Source organism: Lysinibacillus sp. NPDC047702 (assembly GCF_050272555.1).
In the GTDB taxonomy this organism is placed as follows: Bacteria; Bacillota; Bacilli; order Bacillales_A; family Planococcaceae; genus Lysinibacillus.
In genome coordinates this window covers 1-17,527 of sequence record NZ_JBNNMG010000091.1, presented here as the reverse complement: position 1 = coordinate 17,527, position 17,527 = coordinate 1, and the positions used below count along the sequence as shown (strand labels likewise).

15 protein-coding genes, 1 riboswitch and 1 other annotated feature are annotated in these 17,527 nt (G+C 36.4%); of the genes, 5 read left to right on the top strand and 10 right to left on the bottom strand.

Translation table 11 applies throughout. The features are described 5' to 3' along the window. Positions 1 to 557: 557 nt before the first annotated feature. Both ACQKIM_RS26065 and bshB2 read left to right on the top strand, forming a co-directional pair. Positions 558 to 908, top strand: a complete 351-nt coding sequence (locus tag ACQKIM_RS26065) for a YojF family protein (RefSeq protein ID WP_427549444.1) — start codon at positions 558 to 560, stop codon at positions 906 to 908. A 13-nt stretch (positions 909 to 921) separates the two neighbouring features. Continuing rightward, positions 922 to 1,611: a bacillithiol biosynthesis deacetylase BshB2 gene (gene bshB2, locus ACQKIM_RS26060; protein WP_427549441.1), complete on the top strand. Its 690-nt coding sequence runs from the start codon at positions 922 to 924 to the stop codon at positions 1,609 to 1,611. A gap of 46 nt (positions 1,612 to 1,657) precedes the next feature. Here bshB2 and ACQKIM_RS26055 read toward each other — a convergent pair whose 3' ends face one another. Then, complete coding sequence (locus ACQKIM_RS26055) at positions 1,658 to 2,401, bottom strand: TerC family protein (RefSeq protein WP_427549439.1); 744 nt, start codon at positions 2,399 to 2,401, stop codon at positions 1,658 to 1,660. Between the two features lie 267 nt (positions 2,402 to 2,668). Here ACQKIM_RS26055 and ilvA point away from each other — a divergent pair, with 267 nt between their 5' ends. Next, complete coding sequence (ilvA, locus tag ACQKIM_RS26050; protein WP_427549437.1) at positions 2,669 to 3,931, top strand: threonine ammonia-lyase IlvA; 1,263 nt, start codon at positions 2,669 to 2,671, stop codon at positions 3,929 to 3,931. Positions 3,932 to 4,127: 196 nt separating this feature from the next. On the opposite strand, the gene ACQKIM_RS26045 is transcribed toward ilvA, so the two are convergent. From ACQKIM_RS26045 to ACQKIM_RS26015, 7 genes are all read right to left on the bottom strand, one after another. Further along, positions 4,128 to 5,087, bottom strand: a complete 960-nt coding sequence (locus tag ACQKIM_RS26045) for a nuclease-related domain-containing protein (protein ID WP_427549435.1) — start codon at positions 5,085 to 5,087, stop codon at positions 4,128 to 4,130. A gap of 127 nt (positions 5,088 to 5,214) precedes the next feature. Then, the gene (locus ACQKIM_RS26040; RefSeq protein WP_427549433.1) at positions 5,215 to 6,009 is read right to left on the bottom strand and encodes an ABC transporter ATP-binding protein; all 795 of its coding nucleotides are present in this window, start codon (positions 6,007 to 6,009) and stop codon (positions 5,215 to 5,217) included. Further along, on the bottom strand, positions 6,002 to 7,036 hold the full coding sequence (locus ACQKIM_RS26035; RefSeq protein ID WP_427549430.1) for an ABC transporter permease: 1,035 nt from the start codon (positions 7,034 to 7,036) through the stop codon (positions 6,002 to 6,004). Before ACQKIM_RS26035 ends, ACQKIM_RS26040 begins: the two co-directional genes overlap by 8 nt. A gap of 93 nt (positions 7,037 to 7,129) precedes the next feature. Further along, entirely contained in the window at positions 7,130 to 8,152 is a 1,023-nt protein-coding gene (locus tag ACQKIM_RS26030; protein ID WP_427549427.1) for an ABC transporter substrate-binding protein, read from the bottom strand. A 364-nt stretch (positions 8,153 to 8,516) separates the two neighbouring features. Beyond that, a complete protein-coding gene (locus ACQKIM_RS26025; protein WP_427549424.1) occupies positions 8,517 to 9,095 on the bottom strand; it encodes a TetR/AcrR family transcriptional regulator in 579 nt (192 codons plus the stop codon). Further along, positions 9,092 to 11,296, bottom strand: coding sequence for an FtsX-like permease family protein (locus ACQKIM_RS26020; protein WP_427549422.1), 2,205 nt, complete (start codon positions 11,294 to 11,296; stop codon positions 9,092 to 9,094). The genes ACQKIM_RS26025 and ACQKIM_RS26020 overlap by 4 nt, the downstream gene beginning before the upstream one ends. 16 nt (positions 11,297 to 11,312) lie before the next feature. Then, complete coding sequence (locus ACQKIM_RS26015; RefSeq protein ID WP_427549420.1) at positions 11,313 to 12,005, bottom strand: ABC transporter ATP-binding protein; 693 nt, start codon at positions 12,003 to 12,005, stop codon at positions 11,313 to 11,315. A 147-nt stretch (positions 12,006 to 12,152) separates the two neighbouring features. Further along, a riboswitch (PreQ1 riboswitch) is annotated at positions 12,153 to 12,197 on the top strand. 6 nt (positions 12,198 to 12,203) lie between these two features. Here ACQKIM_RS26015 and ACQKIM_RS26010 point away from each other — a divergent pair. Both ACQKIM_RS26010 and trpB read left to right on the top strand, forming a co-directional pair. Then, positions 12,204 to 12,686 carry a QueT transporter family protein gene (locus ACQKIM_RS26010; protein WP_427549418.1) on the top strand — a complete coding sequence of 161 codons (483 nt, stop codon included), beginning with the start codon at positions 12,204 to 12,206 and terminating at the stop codon, positions 12,684 to 12,686. A gap of 75 nt (positions 12,687 to 12,761) precedes the next feature. Continuing rightward, positions 12,762 to 12,963 (top strand) — a binding site (T-box leader). Between the two features lie 58 nt (positions 12,964 to 13,021). Further along, positions 13,022 to 14,185 (top strand): tryptophan synthase subunit beta, encoded by a 1,164-nt coding sequence (gene trpB, locus ACQKIM_RS26005; RefSeq protein WP_427549416.1) that lies wholly within the window; start codon positions 13,022 to 13,024, stop codon positions 14,183 to 14,185. A gap of 53 nt (positions 14,186 to 14,238) precedes the next feature. Here trpB and ACQKIM_RS26000 read toward each other — a convergent pair whose 3' ends face one another. Together ACQKIM_RS26000 and ACQKIM_RS25995 are read right to left on the bottom strand one after the other, a co-directional pair. Then, positions 14,239 to 15,864: a long-chain fatty acid--CoA ligase gene (locus ACQKIM_RS26000; RefSeq protein WP_427549446.1), complete on the bottom strand. Its 1,626-nt coding sequence runs from the start codon at positions 15,862 to 15,864 to the stop codon at positions 14,239 to 14,241. A gap of 247 nt (positions 15,865 to 16,111) precedes the next feature. Further along, positions 16,112 to 17,065, bottom strand: coding sequence for an L-threonine 3-dehydrogenase (locus ACQKIM_RS25995; RefSeq protein ID WP_427549415.1), 954 nt, complete (start codon positions 17,063 to 17,065; stop codon positions 16,112 to 16,114). Positions 17,066 to 17,527: the final 462 nt, after the last annotated feature.

Genomic DNA, 17,527 nt, shown 5'->3' with positions numbered 1-17,527 from the left:
CAGGAAAGCGAGTAGCCTGGAACGGAAATCACCTTCATTTTGACTAAATATTCACAAAAAGTCCCTTGACTATTTAATTTTTCAACACTATGAAAAGCCGCGATTCTCTGTTATGGAGAATTGCGGCTTTTTTACTATACTATGATAATTAGCTTTCAGTCTTCTTTCCTTTTTAAGCTACATAACTAATTCATGCTGAAGGAGCGTCATCTATTGTACCAAGATAGAATTCGTAAAATTTCCTAGTTTAATTTCCCTTCAACATAAACAATTATCTATACTCTATATCAAAAAGAAGCCATGGTTGCAATATCTTATTAGTTGTGAAATCGTTTACTATACAAAACGACACATTTTGTACAAAATTGCTTTCACACTCTTATATTGATACATTACTATAATTTTTTCAAGAATATTGCTTATGAATACGTCATAGATTAAAAGATGCTGATTTATTTTAAACAACTGATTAATTTATCATCTAAAGAGCATTCAATTTCCCTTTGTGAATTTTTTTTACTATACTTAAATTAGAAATAATCGAGAGGAGTGTTAAGATGCAAGAAGTACAAGTAGAGACGTTGCAGGAATTATTGAATTCTTTCGCCAACAAAGACGTTTATATTCATCTTGAGACAACGAACGGTTCTTATGCAGCACACTTTGATGAAAAATTTTTTAATGCAGGCGCCTTTATTCGCAATGCCAAGATTAATTACGAGCTAGCAAAAGTAGTAGATGATTCACCCCATCGTGTCGGCTTAAAAATGGCACATGGATGGGTTTATGCTCAAGGCATCACACATTATGAATTAGATGATTTAGGCCGTTTATTGATGGCTGGGCTAGACTACTCTGGAAAATTGGCGATTGCGCTTGAAATTAGTGAAACGCCATTTACTTATTAAGGGGGACGACTATTTGAATTTACAACCACAACGTCATATTTTAATTGTTTACCCTCACCCAGATGATGAGGCTTTTTCAGTTGCTGGGACAATCGCCTACTATACTAAGAAGATGAATACCCCTGTTACATATGCATGCTTAACATTAGGTGAAATGGGGCGTAATTTAGGAAATCCACCTTTTGCTACACGTGAATCCTTACCTGAAATTCGTCGTAAGGAGCTTATTGCTGCTGCAGAGGCTATGGGTATACAGGATTTACGTATGCTTGGTTTCCGTGATAAAACAATTGAGTTTGAAGACGACGAAAAAATGGTAAAGCTGGTGGAAGGTTTAATTGAAGAGTTAAAGCCTTCTCTTATCATTACTTTCCTGCCTGGCTTTGCCGTGCATCCTGATCATGAGGCCACTGCTCGTGCAGTAGTTGAGGCTGTTCGTCGTATTCCTAAAGCTGAGCGTCCACAAGTATTTGGCTGTGCCTTTGCAAATGATACTATTGAGAAAAATGGAGAGCCTCATGTTGTCTATGATATTCGTGAGATGAAGATGGACAAAGTGAAAGCTTTACAGGCACATGCCTCTCAAACAGCTTGGATGATGAAGGAAACCGAAAAGCGCATTGATGACGGGGAGCCAATGAGCGAAAGCTGGCTGAATATCGAAAAGTTCTATATTGTAAACCCTGATCATTATGCTAAGTAATTTAACAAAGGTTCTGCTCTCTTTTTTTGAGAACAGAACCTTTTTGTTAAGCCACTCTTAATTTTTTCAAATAATGAATAATAAAAGTAATCGTAAAGACAATAATGAGAACAACAAAAAACATATAATGCGGAACATGAACACCAACTATACTAACTAGCATCTTCAGCGCTATGATGCCAATGATAATAAAGGCTGTCGTCTCAAGTTCAGGTATCTTTTCAATAATGATAAGAAATAAGCCTGCTATTGTTCTCATCATTAAAATACCTAGCATTCCACCGACCAGTAATATCCATATTTGATTGGATATCGCAAATGCGGCAAATATGGCGTCAACCGAAAAAGCAATATCCATTAATTCTACCGAAATGACGGTTGCCCAAAACGTCCCGAAAAGTCGAACCATCAAGCCTGATTTTTTAACTTCCTTGACACTATCCGCTTCCCCTATTTGTAAGAAATGAGCGACACACAGCCATCCTAAATACAAGGCCCCTAGTAATTTTATAAACCAAAATTCTACCAAATATACACCGATGCCTATAAACAGGAATCGAAAAAAATAGGCACCCATCATACCATACATTAACGCTCGTTTTCGCTGCTTGTTTGGTAAATGCTTAACTAGTACTGCCAATACAAGCGCATTATCGGCTGAAAGTAAACCCTCGATAACAATAAGTGTTGATATCAATCCCCAAGATACAGGATCTGTTAAAACTTCCTTCCACATGTCCCAATCAAAAAATTGAATGTATGTAGATAGAATCCCTTGAATGATTTCCAATTACATACCCTCCTACTAGTCCTAAGCTAGTCTAGTATATGCTTGGCCACTTTCGTTATGAGGAAAATTTCTTTGAATAACAGGCATTCTCTTGAAACTCGATAAACATTGTTTTTTCTCGAATACGATTCATTATTCTTATACGAGTCATGCTAAACATAAAATAGACACCGAAAATTTAGAATTTACTAAAAATTAATAACAAATTTCTAATAAAGTATGCTATCATAGATAAATGTTTTATACGTAAAACGGAGGATGAACACTATGGAAGTTGCTGATACTAGAACTGTGCAAGTAGAGAATGTCTTAATTGCACATCATTTTTTAAAAGATGTAGTAGTGCACACACCGCTACAGAAAAACGACTATTTATCCGAGAAATACGGAGCTAATATTTATTTCAAACGTGAAGATTTACAGCATGTACGCTCATTTAAGCTTCGTGGTGCCTATTATAAAATTAAAAAGATCGAAGAAGAGGCTCGCTCAGCTGGTGTTGTTTGTGCAAGTGCGGGTAATCATGCACAAGGTGTCGCGTATGCCTGTGCACAATTAAAAATTCATGCAAGCATCTTTATGCCTCAAACTACCCCTAAGCAAAAGATTGATCAAGTGCGTATGTTTGGTCGAGAATATGTGGAAATTATTTTAGCAGGTGATACTTTTGATGATTCTGCTGAAAGTGCATTAGCCTACTGTGAAGAGCATGGCAAAATCTTTATTCACCCATTTGATGATTTTGATGTAATCGCTGGTCAAGGAACTGTCGCTGTTGAAATTATGAATGATATAGAGGAACCTATTGACTACGTGTTTGGTAGCGTCGGTGGCGGAGGATTAATGTCTGGTGTTTCTGCCTATATTAAAAACCTTTCTCCAACAAGTAAAGCCATTGGTGTAGAGCCTGCTGGTGCGGGCAGTATGAAAGCAGCATTTGCAGAGGGTGGTGCGGTGGCACTTGACTGGATAGATAAGTTTGTTGATGGCGCTGCGGTCAAATGCGTTGGTCATCATACCTACGATGTTTGTCGCCGCTATTTAGATGACATTGTCCTAGTGCCTGAAGGTAAAGTATGCACAACAATTCTAGATCTTTATAATAAGCATGCCATCATTGCAGAGCCTGCTGGTGCATTATCTGTTGCTGCACTCGATTTTTATAAAGAAGAAATTAAAGGGAAATCAGTGGTTGTCATCATTAGCGGTGGTAATAATGACATTGGGCGCATGCAGGAGATTAAAGAAAAATCTTTAATTCACGAGGGTTTACTTTATTACTTCATTGTAAGCTTCCCTCAACGTGCGGGGGCACTTCGCCAGTTCCTTACAAGTGTATTAGGGCCAAATGATGATATTACGACATTTGAATATACAAAGAAAAACAACAAAGAGAGTGGTCCTGCCTTAGTCGGTATCGAGCTTGGCAATCGTGACGAGTATGAAGGTTTACTAGCACGTATGAATGAGTTTGGCTTTAAATATAAAGAGGTAAATAACGATATTCAGCTCTTTGGCTTACTCGTCTAATATAATGAGTCACACTTTTTATGAAAGTGTGGCTTTTTTATGGGGATGAAGGGAGGTTTATCGAAACAAATTTGGGTTTTATCGAGACTTTTCTCTGGTTTATCGAAACTTTTCAGCGCGTTATCGCCCAACTTATAAAAAATATCGACATCTACCTTAAAAGCGACACCATCTGACCGCTCGATAGTTTTAGTCGCTAATCTAACAATTTTGTAGGAATTATATATTTTCTATTCTTATTTTCACCAAGTGCTTCAAATTTTAATTTCTTCAATAAATAATAAACCGCTTTCTCTGAGCTAATATCAAAAAAATCACGAAATTGAGCATTTGAAATATGGTTACCTCTCATTAATCGAAAATCATGCAATGCAACAAGCACTGATTGGTTATCAATTATACCGCAATTGCTACAACGCCATTTTCCACGTGTATAGCATAAAATATGGTCAAAATTACATTGTGAACATAAGGCCCCTTTCTTTAGCTCGTCTAGCTTAAGATCTGGAATCCACTGTGTTGGCTTATGCATCTGTAGCATATGTTCCGAGAGCTCAATTAAATCAGTTTCACTCATATAAACTCGTTGATGCTTCTTGTACAATTGCTCAATTCTTTCTGCCAAGCCACTTACATGGAGAATTGGCTGAGACTTGAAACGATGCGACATAATCATATTTGGATTTGCAGAAACAACCAAAAATTCTATTGGTATAGGATGCCCTCTCATTTGAAGTATTCTATACATAAATCTAGCATGTCGCTTTACCTGATCTAACGGATTGCGAAAACCATCTACTCTTCCATCAGAAGTAACTCTTATGAACTGATGGTTTTCTACCATAAGATCGACACGACCAGAAATATTTTTAATCTCCACTATTAAAATAAAATTTTGTGATATGAATAATGTATCAATTTGATGTATTAATCCGCCATCAACTTTCAATTCAACATCGTGCAATATATAGTACATATGCTCCAAATAAATCTCATGCCATTCCTGATCTACTCTTTGCTCTCCAGCATACCCTGCCTTTATTCTATTTAACATGTCTTGATAATAAGTATACTTTGTGTGAGATTTCGGTAGTCTTCTTTCAATCATCTCTAACATCCGTTGCTTCGATGATACTTCTCTCTTTTTCAATAGCATATTTTTCACCTCCTTTCCCAAGATTATAATACATTTTATCGAAACAACTTAGAGATTTATCGAAACTTTTCATCTGTTTATCTACATACAGCAAAAAAACGCCCATACCTATGTATGAGCGTTTTCATTACCCTAATAAAGCACGATCAGAATTCATTTTCTCTCCGCGGATGCGTTCAAACTCTGCCATTAAATCTGGAATCGTCAATTCGTGCTTGCGATCCTCGCCAACCTCTAGAATAATTTGGCCTTTATCCATCATAATCAAACGATTTCCTAAATCTAATGCTTGCTGCATATTGTGTGTAACCATTAAAGTTGTTAAGTTATCCTTGTCAACTAAATACTTTGTAATGCGAGTGATTAACTCTGCACGAGAAGGGTCAAGTGCCGCCGTGTGCTCATCAAGCAATAAAATAGATGGCTTTGTAAATGTAGCCATTAAAAGTGACAGAGCTTGACGTTCTCCGCCTGACAATAAGCCAACCTTTGCTGATAGACGATTTTCAAGATTTAAGCCAAGCATCTCTAAAGATTCTTTAAAGAACTCTCGACGTTTTTTATCAACACCAATTCGTATGCCTCTTCCTTTATTTCGCGAGTAAGCTAATGCTAAGTTTTCTTCAATCGTCATCGTTGGCGCTGTGCCCGCCATTGGATCCTGAAATACACGGCCAATGTAGTGAGAACGTTTATATTCAGGTAAAGTCGTTACCTCATTTCCATCAATTAAAACCGAGCCAAAATCAGGCGTTAAAGCACCTGAAATCATATTCATCATCGTCGACTTACCAGCACCGTTACTACCGATAATTGTGACAAAATCACCTGGCTTTAAATGCAAATTAATTTCTGCAAGTGCAATTTTTTCGTCAGGTGTACCTTCATTAAAAATTTTATTGATACCGTTTAGCTTAAGCAAGGCCTTTCCCTCCTCCCTGCTCAACAGTCTTTACTTGTGAACGCTCTGCTGCGCGTTTGATCTTACGTTTGCGCTCCTTACTCTTATTGATAAATTGAGGTAAGATAAGCGCTAGAATAACGATAATGGCTGTGATTAATTTCATATCTCCTGAATCTAGGAAATCTACACGTAATGCTAAAGCTAAAATAATACGATAAATAATAGCCCCTGCGATAACAGCAAAAGTTGTACGCATAATTGTTTTTGTACCAAAGATGGCTTCACCAATAATAACGGATGCTAGACCAATTACAATCATACCAATTCCCATACTTACATCTGAGAACTTCGAATACTGTGCGATTAAAGCTCCAGAAAATGCGACAAGTGCATTAGAAAGACCTAGCCCTAGAATAATAAGTGTATCTGTATTTGCTGAGAAGCTGCGAATCATTCGCTTATTATCACCAGTTGCTCGGATAGCCAGTCCGACCTCTGTCTTTAAGAACCAGTCTGCAATTAACTTAATTAAAATCGTGATGATTAATACTACAATCAGCGTGCCCCATGTGGATGGTAGTACTTGTTGAACGCCAATGCCTTTTAATAGGTTATTTATTGCAGCATCGATGCCTAAGTTACCCCAAAATGCTTGAAACTTTGAAAATAACGTTTCAGAGTTCAATAATGGAATATTCGGACGACCTATCGTATTTTCTGCAGTTAACCCCATAATACGTAGGTTAATAGAATATAAAGCGATCATCATTAAAATTCCCGATAACAACGGGTTAATTTTCCCTTTTGTGTGAAGAATTCCAGTCATACATCCTGCAATAAATCCAGCAACAATTGCCACTATAGTCGCTAAGATTGGGTGATAACCAAGCAGTATCATCGTTGCTGCTGTAGCCGCCCCTGTTACAAAGCTTCCATCAACCGTTAAGTCCGGAAAATCTAACACACGGAATGTTAAGTACACACCGAGTGCCATAATTGCATAGATGATTCCTTGCTCCGTTGCGCCAAATAATGCTGAAAACATCGTTGAATCATCTCCTAAAATTATCGTATAAAATGAAGAGAAAGCGGGGACAATCCTCCCCCGCTTAACCCCAATATAATGCCACTTTGGACATTACTTTTCTAAAAGTTCTGCTCCCCAAGAATCCTTAATTTCGATTCCTAAATCATCTGCCACTTTTTTATTGATTAATAATTTCAGATTTTGTGGGTATTGTGCTGGTGTATCAGCTGGCGTTGCTTCGCCTTTTAGGATTTTCACAGCCATTTGACCAGCTTCATAACCAATGTCAAAATATTCGAAACCATATGCAGCTAAGCCACCACGTGCTACAGAGTCAAGCTCCCCTACAACTAGAGGTAATTTATTGGCATTTGCTACATCAATCACAGATTCTAAAGCATTAACTACTGTATTATCAGTAATAATATAGAATGCATCCACTTTACCGATTAATGATTCAGCAGCTTGTTTTACCTCTGCAGAAGTTGCTGCAGAAGCCTCTTTAACCGCAAGTCCTTGCTCAGCCATCACTTTTTTCACTTCTTTTATTTGCGCTACTGAGTTTTGTTCACCAGCGTTGTAGACCATACCTACATTTTTAGCGCCAAGTTCTTTTAAGAACGCTACTGTTTTAGCAATCGTTTCAGGATGTAAATCAATCGTACCTGTAATATTTTTTCCTGGCTTCTCCATCGATTCGATTAACTGTGCACCAACTGCATCTGTTACTGAGGTAAAGATAATTGGAATATCACTAGTCGCTGTTGCTGCTGCTTGTGCAGACGGCGTAGAGTTAGCAAAGATTAAATCTACATTTGCACTTACTAGATTGTTGGCAATTGTTGTGCTAAGACTGTTATCACCTTGAGCTATTTGTGGATCAAACTCAACTTTTAGGCCTGAGTCTTCGATTGCTTTTTTAAAGCCCTCCGTTGCTGCGTTTAAAGATGGATGCTCGACAAGTTGAGTAATCCCAATTTTATATGTTTTTTCTGCTTCCTTGCTGCTCTCGCTTGCATTATTTTTCTCGTCTCCCTTTGAATCAGATGAACTAGAGCCACCACTACCACAAGCAGCAAGTAACAATACTAATCCAAATAATAGGAACGAAAGCTTTTTTAAATTGCCCTTCACAAATAATCCCCCCGACTATTTTCTCTGATATCTATCACACTTCACTCAAACAAAGTGTGAACGTATCGCTATATTATCGTGATTATCGAGGTTCGTCAACAACATTATGAATGTTCTGACTTTTACATTTGGCGAAATATTTTAGTTTTTCATTCAATTTGTCGCTTTAAACCGCTAAACTACGCTATTTTAATAAAGTGATATCTTTTTCTAACATAATAAATTTTTTTATGACAATTTTGCGAAGTTATATAATGGACATCGACAAAATAAAAAACTTTTATTTTTCTGACATTTGATTTCCAAATTATACATTAAAAAGCCTGACAATTTTCAATAGAAATGTCAGGCTTATTTTATAGTTTTACTTTTTCAAAATATCTACTAACCAGCTACTTTGAGGTAAAGGAATATCAGGGAAACAAACATAAGTTTGCGCAACACCTTGAATTGCAGAATAAAAACAACCTGAAAGTGCTTTAGAATCACCCTCTCGTATTACCCCTTTAACTTGGCCTACATTAACTAAACTTTCAAACTCCTTAGAGGCAGCGATATCCTTAGACACTTGTTGAATTGTATCCGGTAAGTTACTTGCAATCTGTGTTTGTGCAACTAACATAAATAATTTTGCTGATAACGGATAAGTTTTAAAAGAATCCAGTATCATAGTAACCATCGTATTTAAATGCTCTAAAGGATGCTCTAATTCCTCTTCAGAAATATGAATATCAGACATACTTGTTTTAGCTCGTTCTAATAGTTCAAGGTATACCTCTTCTTTAGAGCCGAAATAATGAAACAGCAATCCTTGGCTAATTCCAAATGTGTCTGCAATCTCTTTCGTTGTAGTTCCATGGTAACCATTTCTTATAAACAAATCCAAGCCCGCGTTTAGAATTTGCTCTCGTCTAACTTCCTTCTGTTCGCGGCGTTTATTCATTTCATCATAACCTCCTGCACTGATACAGCATTGAAGCTTTTTTTATAGATTAACATAATGACCTCGTATGAAACAGCAAAGATTGCAAGGGAAAGTACTATCACCTTAATATCTGGTGTCATCGGTATTGCCATTGTAGAAGATTTAGCTAGTGCATCAAACAAAAATTTAGACAAAATAATCGCATAAAATGTTCCAATAATAAATCCAATGTATGCGATTATACGAAATCCTGACAAGACTATTCGATTGCATTCAGAATCCGTATAGCCAAAAGCTTTCATCAATGCTAAATATCTTCGATTGGAGGAAATAATAACCTTTATAACAATACTGATTGTTAAAATACTTAAAGCTAAACCAATTATGATAAATAAAAATGATAAAGCCACATACGTTCCCTTTTGCTGAGAGCTTGAATCGATTATATCTTCATGTTTTGAAACAAATATATGCTGTTTGTTGTCAAACTCTACATTGTCATTCGTAAATACACCATTATATTCTTCTTTTTCTAAGATGCCAGCTTTGTTCGCAGTTTCAATACTACTATATACTATTTCTCCATACACTGATTGCTCAACTGCGGTTATAGGTAGCTGATAAACATCATTATTTATATATATCTTTACTGTATCCCCAATCGACAAATCATATTTCTTACGCATCCAATCATTCACAACAATACCTTCTTGCTCTGAAATATCTATGTTGTCCTGTTTTTGAATACTATAGAGCTTAAAAATAGACAAACTATTAGATAATGTCATAAATTGTCCATTGTTCAATACATTACCGTTTGGAAATTCAAATCTACAATCTATCGCAAAATAAGGTATTCCTGAGTCCAAAGATTCCATTGTCTTAGCCTCATTATACCGAACATTACTTTCATACTCGGCTCCCTTAAGTGTTAATGTAGATACCTTATCAGCCATTGTTTGCAAAGAAAAAGCAATCTGCAAATTTGCACTAGCCATAAAGCCTGTGAGCAAAGTCAATAAAACTAATAAAATGTTATTAGCAATAATTGATTTAAATACTATTTTTTTAAAGGGATTAGTTTCTCTAATTTTTTGTCTTCGCTTAACAAAAATATTTAATTTTACTGACTCTGCATTATGAATCATTTCTAATGGTGGCTTCCTTAAGGTAAATACGGCAATTCCAAAAGCTAGTATAGAGAAAAACAGCGCTGGAATTGTTGTAAATAGAATGAACTGTACAGTATCAAATTTTTGTAACACATTCGGTACAAGAAATGTAGAATTGATTCGATTAATAAACAGTGGACTGATTATATAGGAAGTTAAATATCCTATTACTCCACCGATTAATACAAATACGCCTACTAAAAGATATCTTTTAGCAATCTGTACGGTAGTATAGCCAAGTGCTTTGAAAACACCCATATCAGATTTTGTTTCATTTATATTTTGGATTATGGTTATAGTAAGTAATATTACTATGGTTAATATCAGGAAGCATAGTGCGCTTATCAGGCAGACTTTAAACATTTTTTCTTTCGCAATTAATGTAGAAAGTATTTGAGGATTATCCTCTTTGCTTACTACTGACTTTACATTTGGATTTATAAGCATTTTTTCTAGGAAATTTTGCTTTTGCTTCTCTGACAAATGCTCAGAAAATCGACCAGAATAACTTATTCTCTCTTGTTCATCCCAAATTGAGTACATTGCTTCACTACATAGTATAAATGCCTGATTATTTGATTTATAAGTTATACCATTATCCGCTACTACTGGTGTGACTGCGTCTGGTAAAGTAAAAACGCCACTAATAAAATAGGATGTATTGCCGATAGCAACTGAATCGCCTACTGTCAGTTCATTCTGCTTGGAAAAATTTCTATCTATCGCAATTTCATTCATTTCGTTAGGTGCTACACCTTCAGCATACATTGGTATATCTATGCTACGTGTATTTTTCATTACACGAAATATATTATTCTCTTCATAAATAACTTTGTATGTTAGCGGTTCATATGTAAAAGAATATTCGTTTGAAAGATCTTCTATTATTTCTTCTTTCTGTAGAATAAGTGTAAAATCCTGTTGATTCTGCCCTGCTAGAACCTTTTTTATAGAACTTGTGTTTTGAAGATAGAAAACAAGTAATGAACAAATAAACATAGAAAAGACAACAACTAATACTATCGGATATTGTTTATTCAATTTCATTAGTGCACCATCCCTTTTACCATTTTATCTCGTTCACATTACGTGGATGAGCATTGTTAATGATTTCTACTATGTTTCCGCTAGTCATCTTAATTACTTTCGATGCAATCTGAGCAATACTAACATTATGGGTTACCATAATAATTGTAAATTTCAATTGATTTTGAAGCCGTTTCAAGTATGTTAATATTTGTTTGCTTGTTTCTTCGTCCAATGCTCCAGTTGGTTCATCACAAAATAAGAAATCAGGCTTCTTAGCTAATGCACGTGCAATTGACACTCGTTGCTGCTGTCCTCCTGAAAGTTCATAAGGAAGACGGTGTTCTAATCCACTAAGCCCTACTCCATCAATTATTTCAGTAATATTTTGATTTCCTTTTAAATCAGCTCCCATCTTTATGTTAGATTCCACATTTAAATATGGGAGTAAGTGATATGCCTGAAAAATAAAAGCTGTTTTGTCTCGCCTAAACATGGTCAGTTCCTTTTGATTTAATCCACAAATCTCGTAGTCATCATATATTACGCTTCCTGAATCAGGCTGCTCTAACCCAGAAATTACATTTAGAAGTGTAGATTTACCAGATCCAGAAGGGCCTAAGATTACAACGAAATCTCCTTCATCAATGGAGAACGAAACAGAATTTAACGCATAGAGCAATTCATTCCCATTTTGATAACATTTAACCAAATTCTCTATTCTTAACATACACAACCTCCAAGTTTTTATTAATTGATTAATTAATCAATTAATAAAACAATATTATTGATTAATTAATTTGTCAATAAGAGGATTGCTATTTCTGACATTTGACTTTATTCAGCCTTCTATACTAAAATATTTAATTGTGTGAAAAGCACCGTGGTTCGTAACCATCCCACGCAAAAAAACTAAGGAGAAATGAATATGAAAATAAAGTTTTTAGCGGCAAGTGGTATTATTGCAGCACTTTATATTGCGGTTACATTGCTAGTCGCACCATTCGGCTTTACAGAGGTCCAGTTCCGCGTATCGGAAATTTTTAATCATTTAGTGGCCTTTAATCCACGCTTTGCCGTTGGAGTTATTCTTGGGGTATTTATCTCCAATCTGTTTTCACCATTAGGCATCTATGATTTATTATTTGGTGTAGGACACTCCATGATTACTCTAGGACTGCTTATATTAATCTGTAAATTTGTTAAAAATATTTGGGCACGTTTAATCATCAATACATTTTTATTTACATGCACAATGTTCATTATTGCCTTTGAATTGAACTTAGCTTTAGAATTACCGTTCTTTTGGACATGGTTAACTGTTGCTGCTGGTGAATTTGTGGTCTTAGCAGTTGGTGCACCGATTATGTATATATTGAATAAACGTTTAAACTTTAATCAATTGATTTAACAGACGAGTCTTGTAGATTCGTCTTTTTTATGCTCTTGACAGTTTTCTGAAAATATTCTACAATTCTTTTCAATAATAAATGCAAGGAAAAAGAATAGTAGCAAGCAGTAGTACTTAAAGAGAGCTGATGGCTGGTGCAAATCAGTAGTACATACTTGTGAATGGACTTTGGAGCAGCCTCATAAAAATGTGAGGTCGAATTTACTCCCCGTTACCGGAGTACGAAAGCGCGCAGTTTTTGCGAATAAAGGTGGCACCACGGTTACTCGTCCTTTTTACCAGAAGGATTGAAGTGACTTTTTTTATGGAAAAATTAGAAAGAGGAGTCGAGAGAGATGGGTACAGTAGCAGAGAAAAAGGGATATTTCGGTGAATTTGGCGGTAGCTTTGTTCCTGAGGAGCTTCAAAATGTATTGAATATTTTAGATGAAAACTTCCAGAAATTCAAAGACGATGAAGACTTTAAAAATGAGCTAGATTATTATTTCCGTGAATATGTTGGGCGCAAATCGCCGCTTTATTTTGCAGAGAATCTAACAAAGCAATTGGGTGGCGCAAAAATTTATTTAAAGCGTGAAGATCTCAACCATACAGGTTCACATAAAATCAATAACGTATTAGGACAGATTTTACTAGCAAAACGCATGGGTGCAAATCGCGTTATTGCTGAAACAGGTGCTGGACAACATGGCGTAGCAACGGCAACAGCTTGTGCAATGTTTGGTATGGATTGCACAATCTATATGGGCTTAGAAGATACAAAACGCCAAGCATTGAATGTGTTCCGCATGGAGCTTCTTGGTGCAAAGGTAGTCGCTGTCGATAAAGGTCAAGGACGACTAAAGGATGCGGTGGATGAGGCATTTGCTGACTTAGTAGAAAACTATGAAACTACTTTCTACTTACTAGGTTCAGCAGTAGGACCACATCCATTCCCGTCCATGGTGAAACACTTCCAATCTGTTATTAGCCATGAAAGTCGTGAACAAATTTTAGAAAAAGAAGGAAAGCTGCCAACAGCTGTACTTGCCTGTGTAGGCGGTGGCAGTAATGCCATTGGTGCGTTTGCAGAGTATATTTCAGATGAGGATGTGCGTCTCATCGGTATTGAGCCCGATAAGGCAGCCTCACTTAATGAAGGAACTCCAGGTGATTTACACGGCTTCAGATGTTTAGTGCTGCAGGATGCAGAGGGTAATCCATTGCCAACTTATTCGATTGCTGCTGGATTAGATTACCCTGGAGTAGGCCCAGAGCATAGCTACTTAAAAACAATTGGCCGTGGTGAATATGTTACCGTGACAAACGAGGAAGTGCTTGAAGCATTCCAGGTGCTATCTAAAGTTGAGGGCATTATTCCAGCACTTGAAAGCTCTCATGCTGTGGCACATGCTCTTAAATTAGCACCAACTCTATCGCCTGAAGAAAGTATTATTATTAATATCTCAGGTCGTGGTGATAAAGACGTAGAGCAAGTATTCCAAATGCTGAATAAATAATATTCTATTGTTAGTAAAAGAGCGACTTCCATTACTGGAAATCGCTCTTTTTATTATACAAGTGTATTTAATTTAGGATAAATTTCTGCTACATTATCTCTTAGTTTCGCTTTTAGGAATTTCCCTACAGATGTCTTTGGAATTTCCTCTAAAAATACAACATCATCTGGTACCCACCATTTTGCAAATTGACTTTCTAAAAATGCTAGCAGCTCCTCTTCTGTTGCAGACGACCCTTCCTTCAACACAACACAAGCTAAAGGTCGTTCTTGCCACTTGGCATGCGGTATCGCTATAACTGCCGCTTCCAAAACGGAATCATGAGTCATTAATGCATTTTCTAAATCAACTGAGGAAATCCATTCCCCTCCTGATTTAATTAAATCCTTTGTACGATCCGTTATTTTAATAAAGCCATCTTCTGTTCGTACTGCAATGTCTCCTGTATATAGCCAGCCATCTCGATAGGCATCAGCCGTACGTTCATCATGATAATATTCATGGGAAATCCACGGACCACGTAAGCGTAACTCACCCATCGTCTCTCCATCCCAAGGCACCTCTCCATTATCATTCACAATACTAGATTCAATGCCTGCCATTGTCATTCCTTGCATAGCTCGCGATTCAATTCTTTTGTCAATTGGCCATTCATCCATCCAAGACATATAATTCGATAATGCTACGATTGGTGTTGTTTCTGTCATACCATATACAACGATATATGGTATACCATATGATTCCTCAAAAGTACGAATTAGTCGAGTTGGTGAAGCTGAGCCGCCGCAACAAATTGCACGTAATGAACGAATATCTCGTTCGCGCTTCTCCTGCTCCTGTAATGCCCCAATCCAAATCGTTGGGACTCCAGCTGTTAGTGTGACCTTTTCCTGCTCCACTAAATCTAAAATTAAGGCTGATGTAAAATGCGGACCTGGTAATACTTGCGTTGCGCCGACATTAACGCTTGCAAAAGGTAGTCCCCATGCATTTGCATGAAACATCGGTACTATAGGCATTACAACATCTCGCTCCGCAATCCCCATGGAATCAGACATACTCAGCATTATACTGTGTAATGCTAAGCCTCTATGTGAATAAACAACCCCCTTAGGATTTCCAGTTGTCGCACTTGTATAGCACATACCAGCAGGTGCATCCTCATCTAAATCCTCTGGGAATTGATAATTTTCATCTGCTGCTGCTAATAGCTCCTCATAGGATAATGCATTTGGCAATGTTGTTTCAGGTAAAACGTCATCATCTGTCATAATAATAAAATGTTTTACTGTCTTAAGCTCTGGCGCAATGTTTTCAATGATTGGTACAAGATCCTGATCAATCATTAAAATCTCATCTTCTGCATGATTAATAATATATATTAAATGCTCTTCCGAGAGTCGAATATTCACCATATGCAAGACCGCACCTGAGCATGGTACTGCAAAATATGCCTCTAAATGGCGATGCTGGTTCCATGCAAAGGAGCCAATTTTCGCTCCTCTTTTCATTCCTAGCTTTGTTAGTGCATCTGCTAAACGACGTGTCCTTTTTGCCCACTCACCATATGTTAGGCGGTGAATTTTTTCTGGACTTGTCCGAGAGACTATCATCTTTCTAGCAAAATAACTTTCCGCTCGTTTAAAAAAGCTTGTTAAAACTAATGGCGTTTGCATCATAAAACCATCCATCCCTTCATCTCGTAAACTTTTCCCCTTACAGAATATTAATAGTTTTTATTTAACCGAATACTACTAATATTCTGAATGTTATTATATTTTAAATTTATAAATTACGCTATATATTCCAATAATTTTCTTTTTATTGTTAACTTTTTCTAAAATAAAGATGTATTTAGGCATATTAAAAACAGATAACGAAAACTAGTTGTGTAATCGTCATCTGTTTCATATAAAAAGTATTTATTTATGAGATTGCTTTTGTTTGTAGCTTGATTTTTAATTTTTCTAGCATATCAACTGTCATTTTTGCTAGGTCATACTCCGCTTTAAAGCCCCATTCTTTCTGAGCAGCTTCAATATTTAAAGAATTTGGCCAGCTATCTGCAATCGCTTGACGGACTGGATCTACATTATAATCCATACGGAAATGTGGTAAATGCTTCTTAATTTCAGCTGCAAGTTGGGCTGGCTCAAAGCTCATTGCTGTAATATTGAAGGCATTGCGGTGAATCAAGCTTCTGCTATCAGCTTCCATTAAATCAATAATTGCCTGTAATGCATCTGACATGTACATCATATCCATATAGGTGCCTTTTTGAATATAAGAGGTGTACTTACCTTGTTCAATCGCTTCATAGAAAATCTCAACAGCATAGTCTGTCGTACCACCTCCTGGAGGCGTTACATATGAAATTAATCCTGGGAATCGTACACCACGTGTATCTACGCCAAAGCGATTGTAATAATAATCACATAGAAGTTCACCAGCTACTTTGTTCACACCATACATTGTTGTAGGACGCTGTAACGTATCCTGTGGCGTATTGTCCTTCGGTGTTGATGGACCAAATGCACCTATTGAGCTTGGTGTAAAAAATTGTAGATTTAACTCGCGCGAAACTTCTAATGCATTCATTAAACCACCCATATTTAAATTCCATGCCAGCAATGGATTTCTTTCAGCTGTTGCAGATAATAATGCTGCTAAATGCATCATTATGTCTGCACCAAAATCCTTTGCTAAATCATGCATTCTTTGTCCATCTGTCACGTCCAATATTTCAAATGGTCCCTTAGTATGTTCTAGCTTTCTAATATCTGTAGCAAGGATGTTGTCCTCTCCATAAATACTACGAAGTTTTTCTACAAGCTCAGAACCAATTTGACCAAGTGCTCCGGTAACAATAATCTTTTTCATTTCTCCAAACCTCCACCTATGAACAATTGTACTTTTAGAAAGTACAATTTATTATGTGTAAACATTGATTTAATAACACTTTCGATGTTTTTCATTATAATGTGTTCATATAAAAAATACAACATTTATGTTTATTTATTTGTAAAACACCACGCATGATTCCTTATTTTCAGTATATGAGCCCTTGAAAATATTGTGCTAAAAAAACATATAAAATACATATGTTCATTCCAAAAGAACAATTAACCATTTTTTTCATAATTAAATGAAGCCTTTTACCATAAAAAAGAACCTTACTTTGTATTTAAACAAAGTAAGGTTCATGTTGTTGAAATACTATTATGTCAATGACATCAAGGTGACAAAGTAAAAAGTATAGCCCTTTTTCAAAACGAGGGGTTGATCTCCGTTCCGACTGAGTGCTTTGTTGCTGTCGCTTCGCTTTCGCACAGAGCAAAGCTT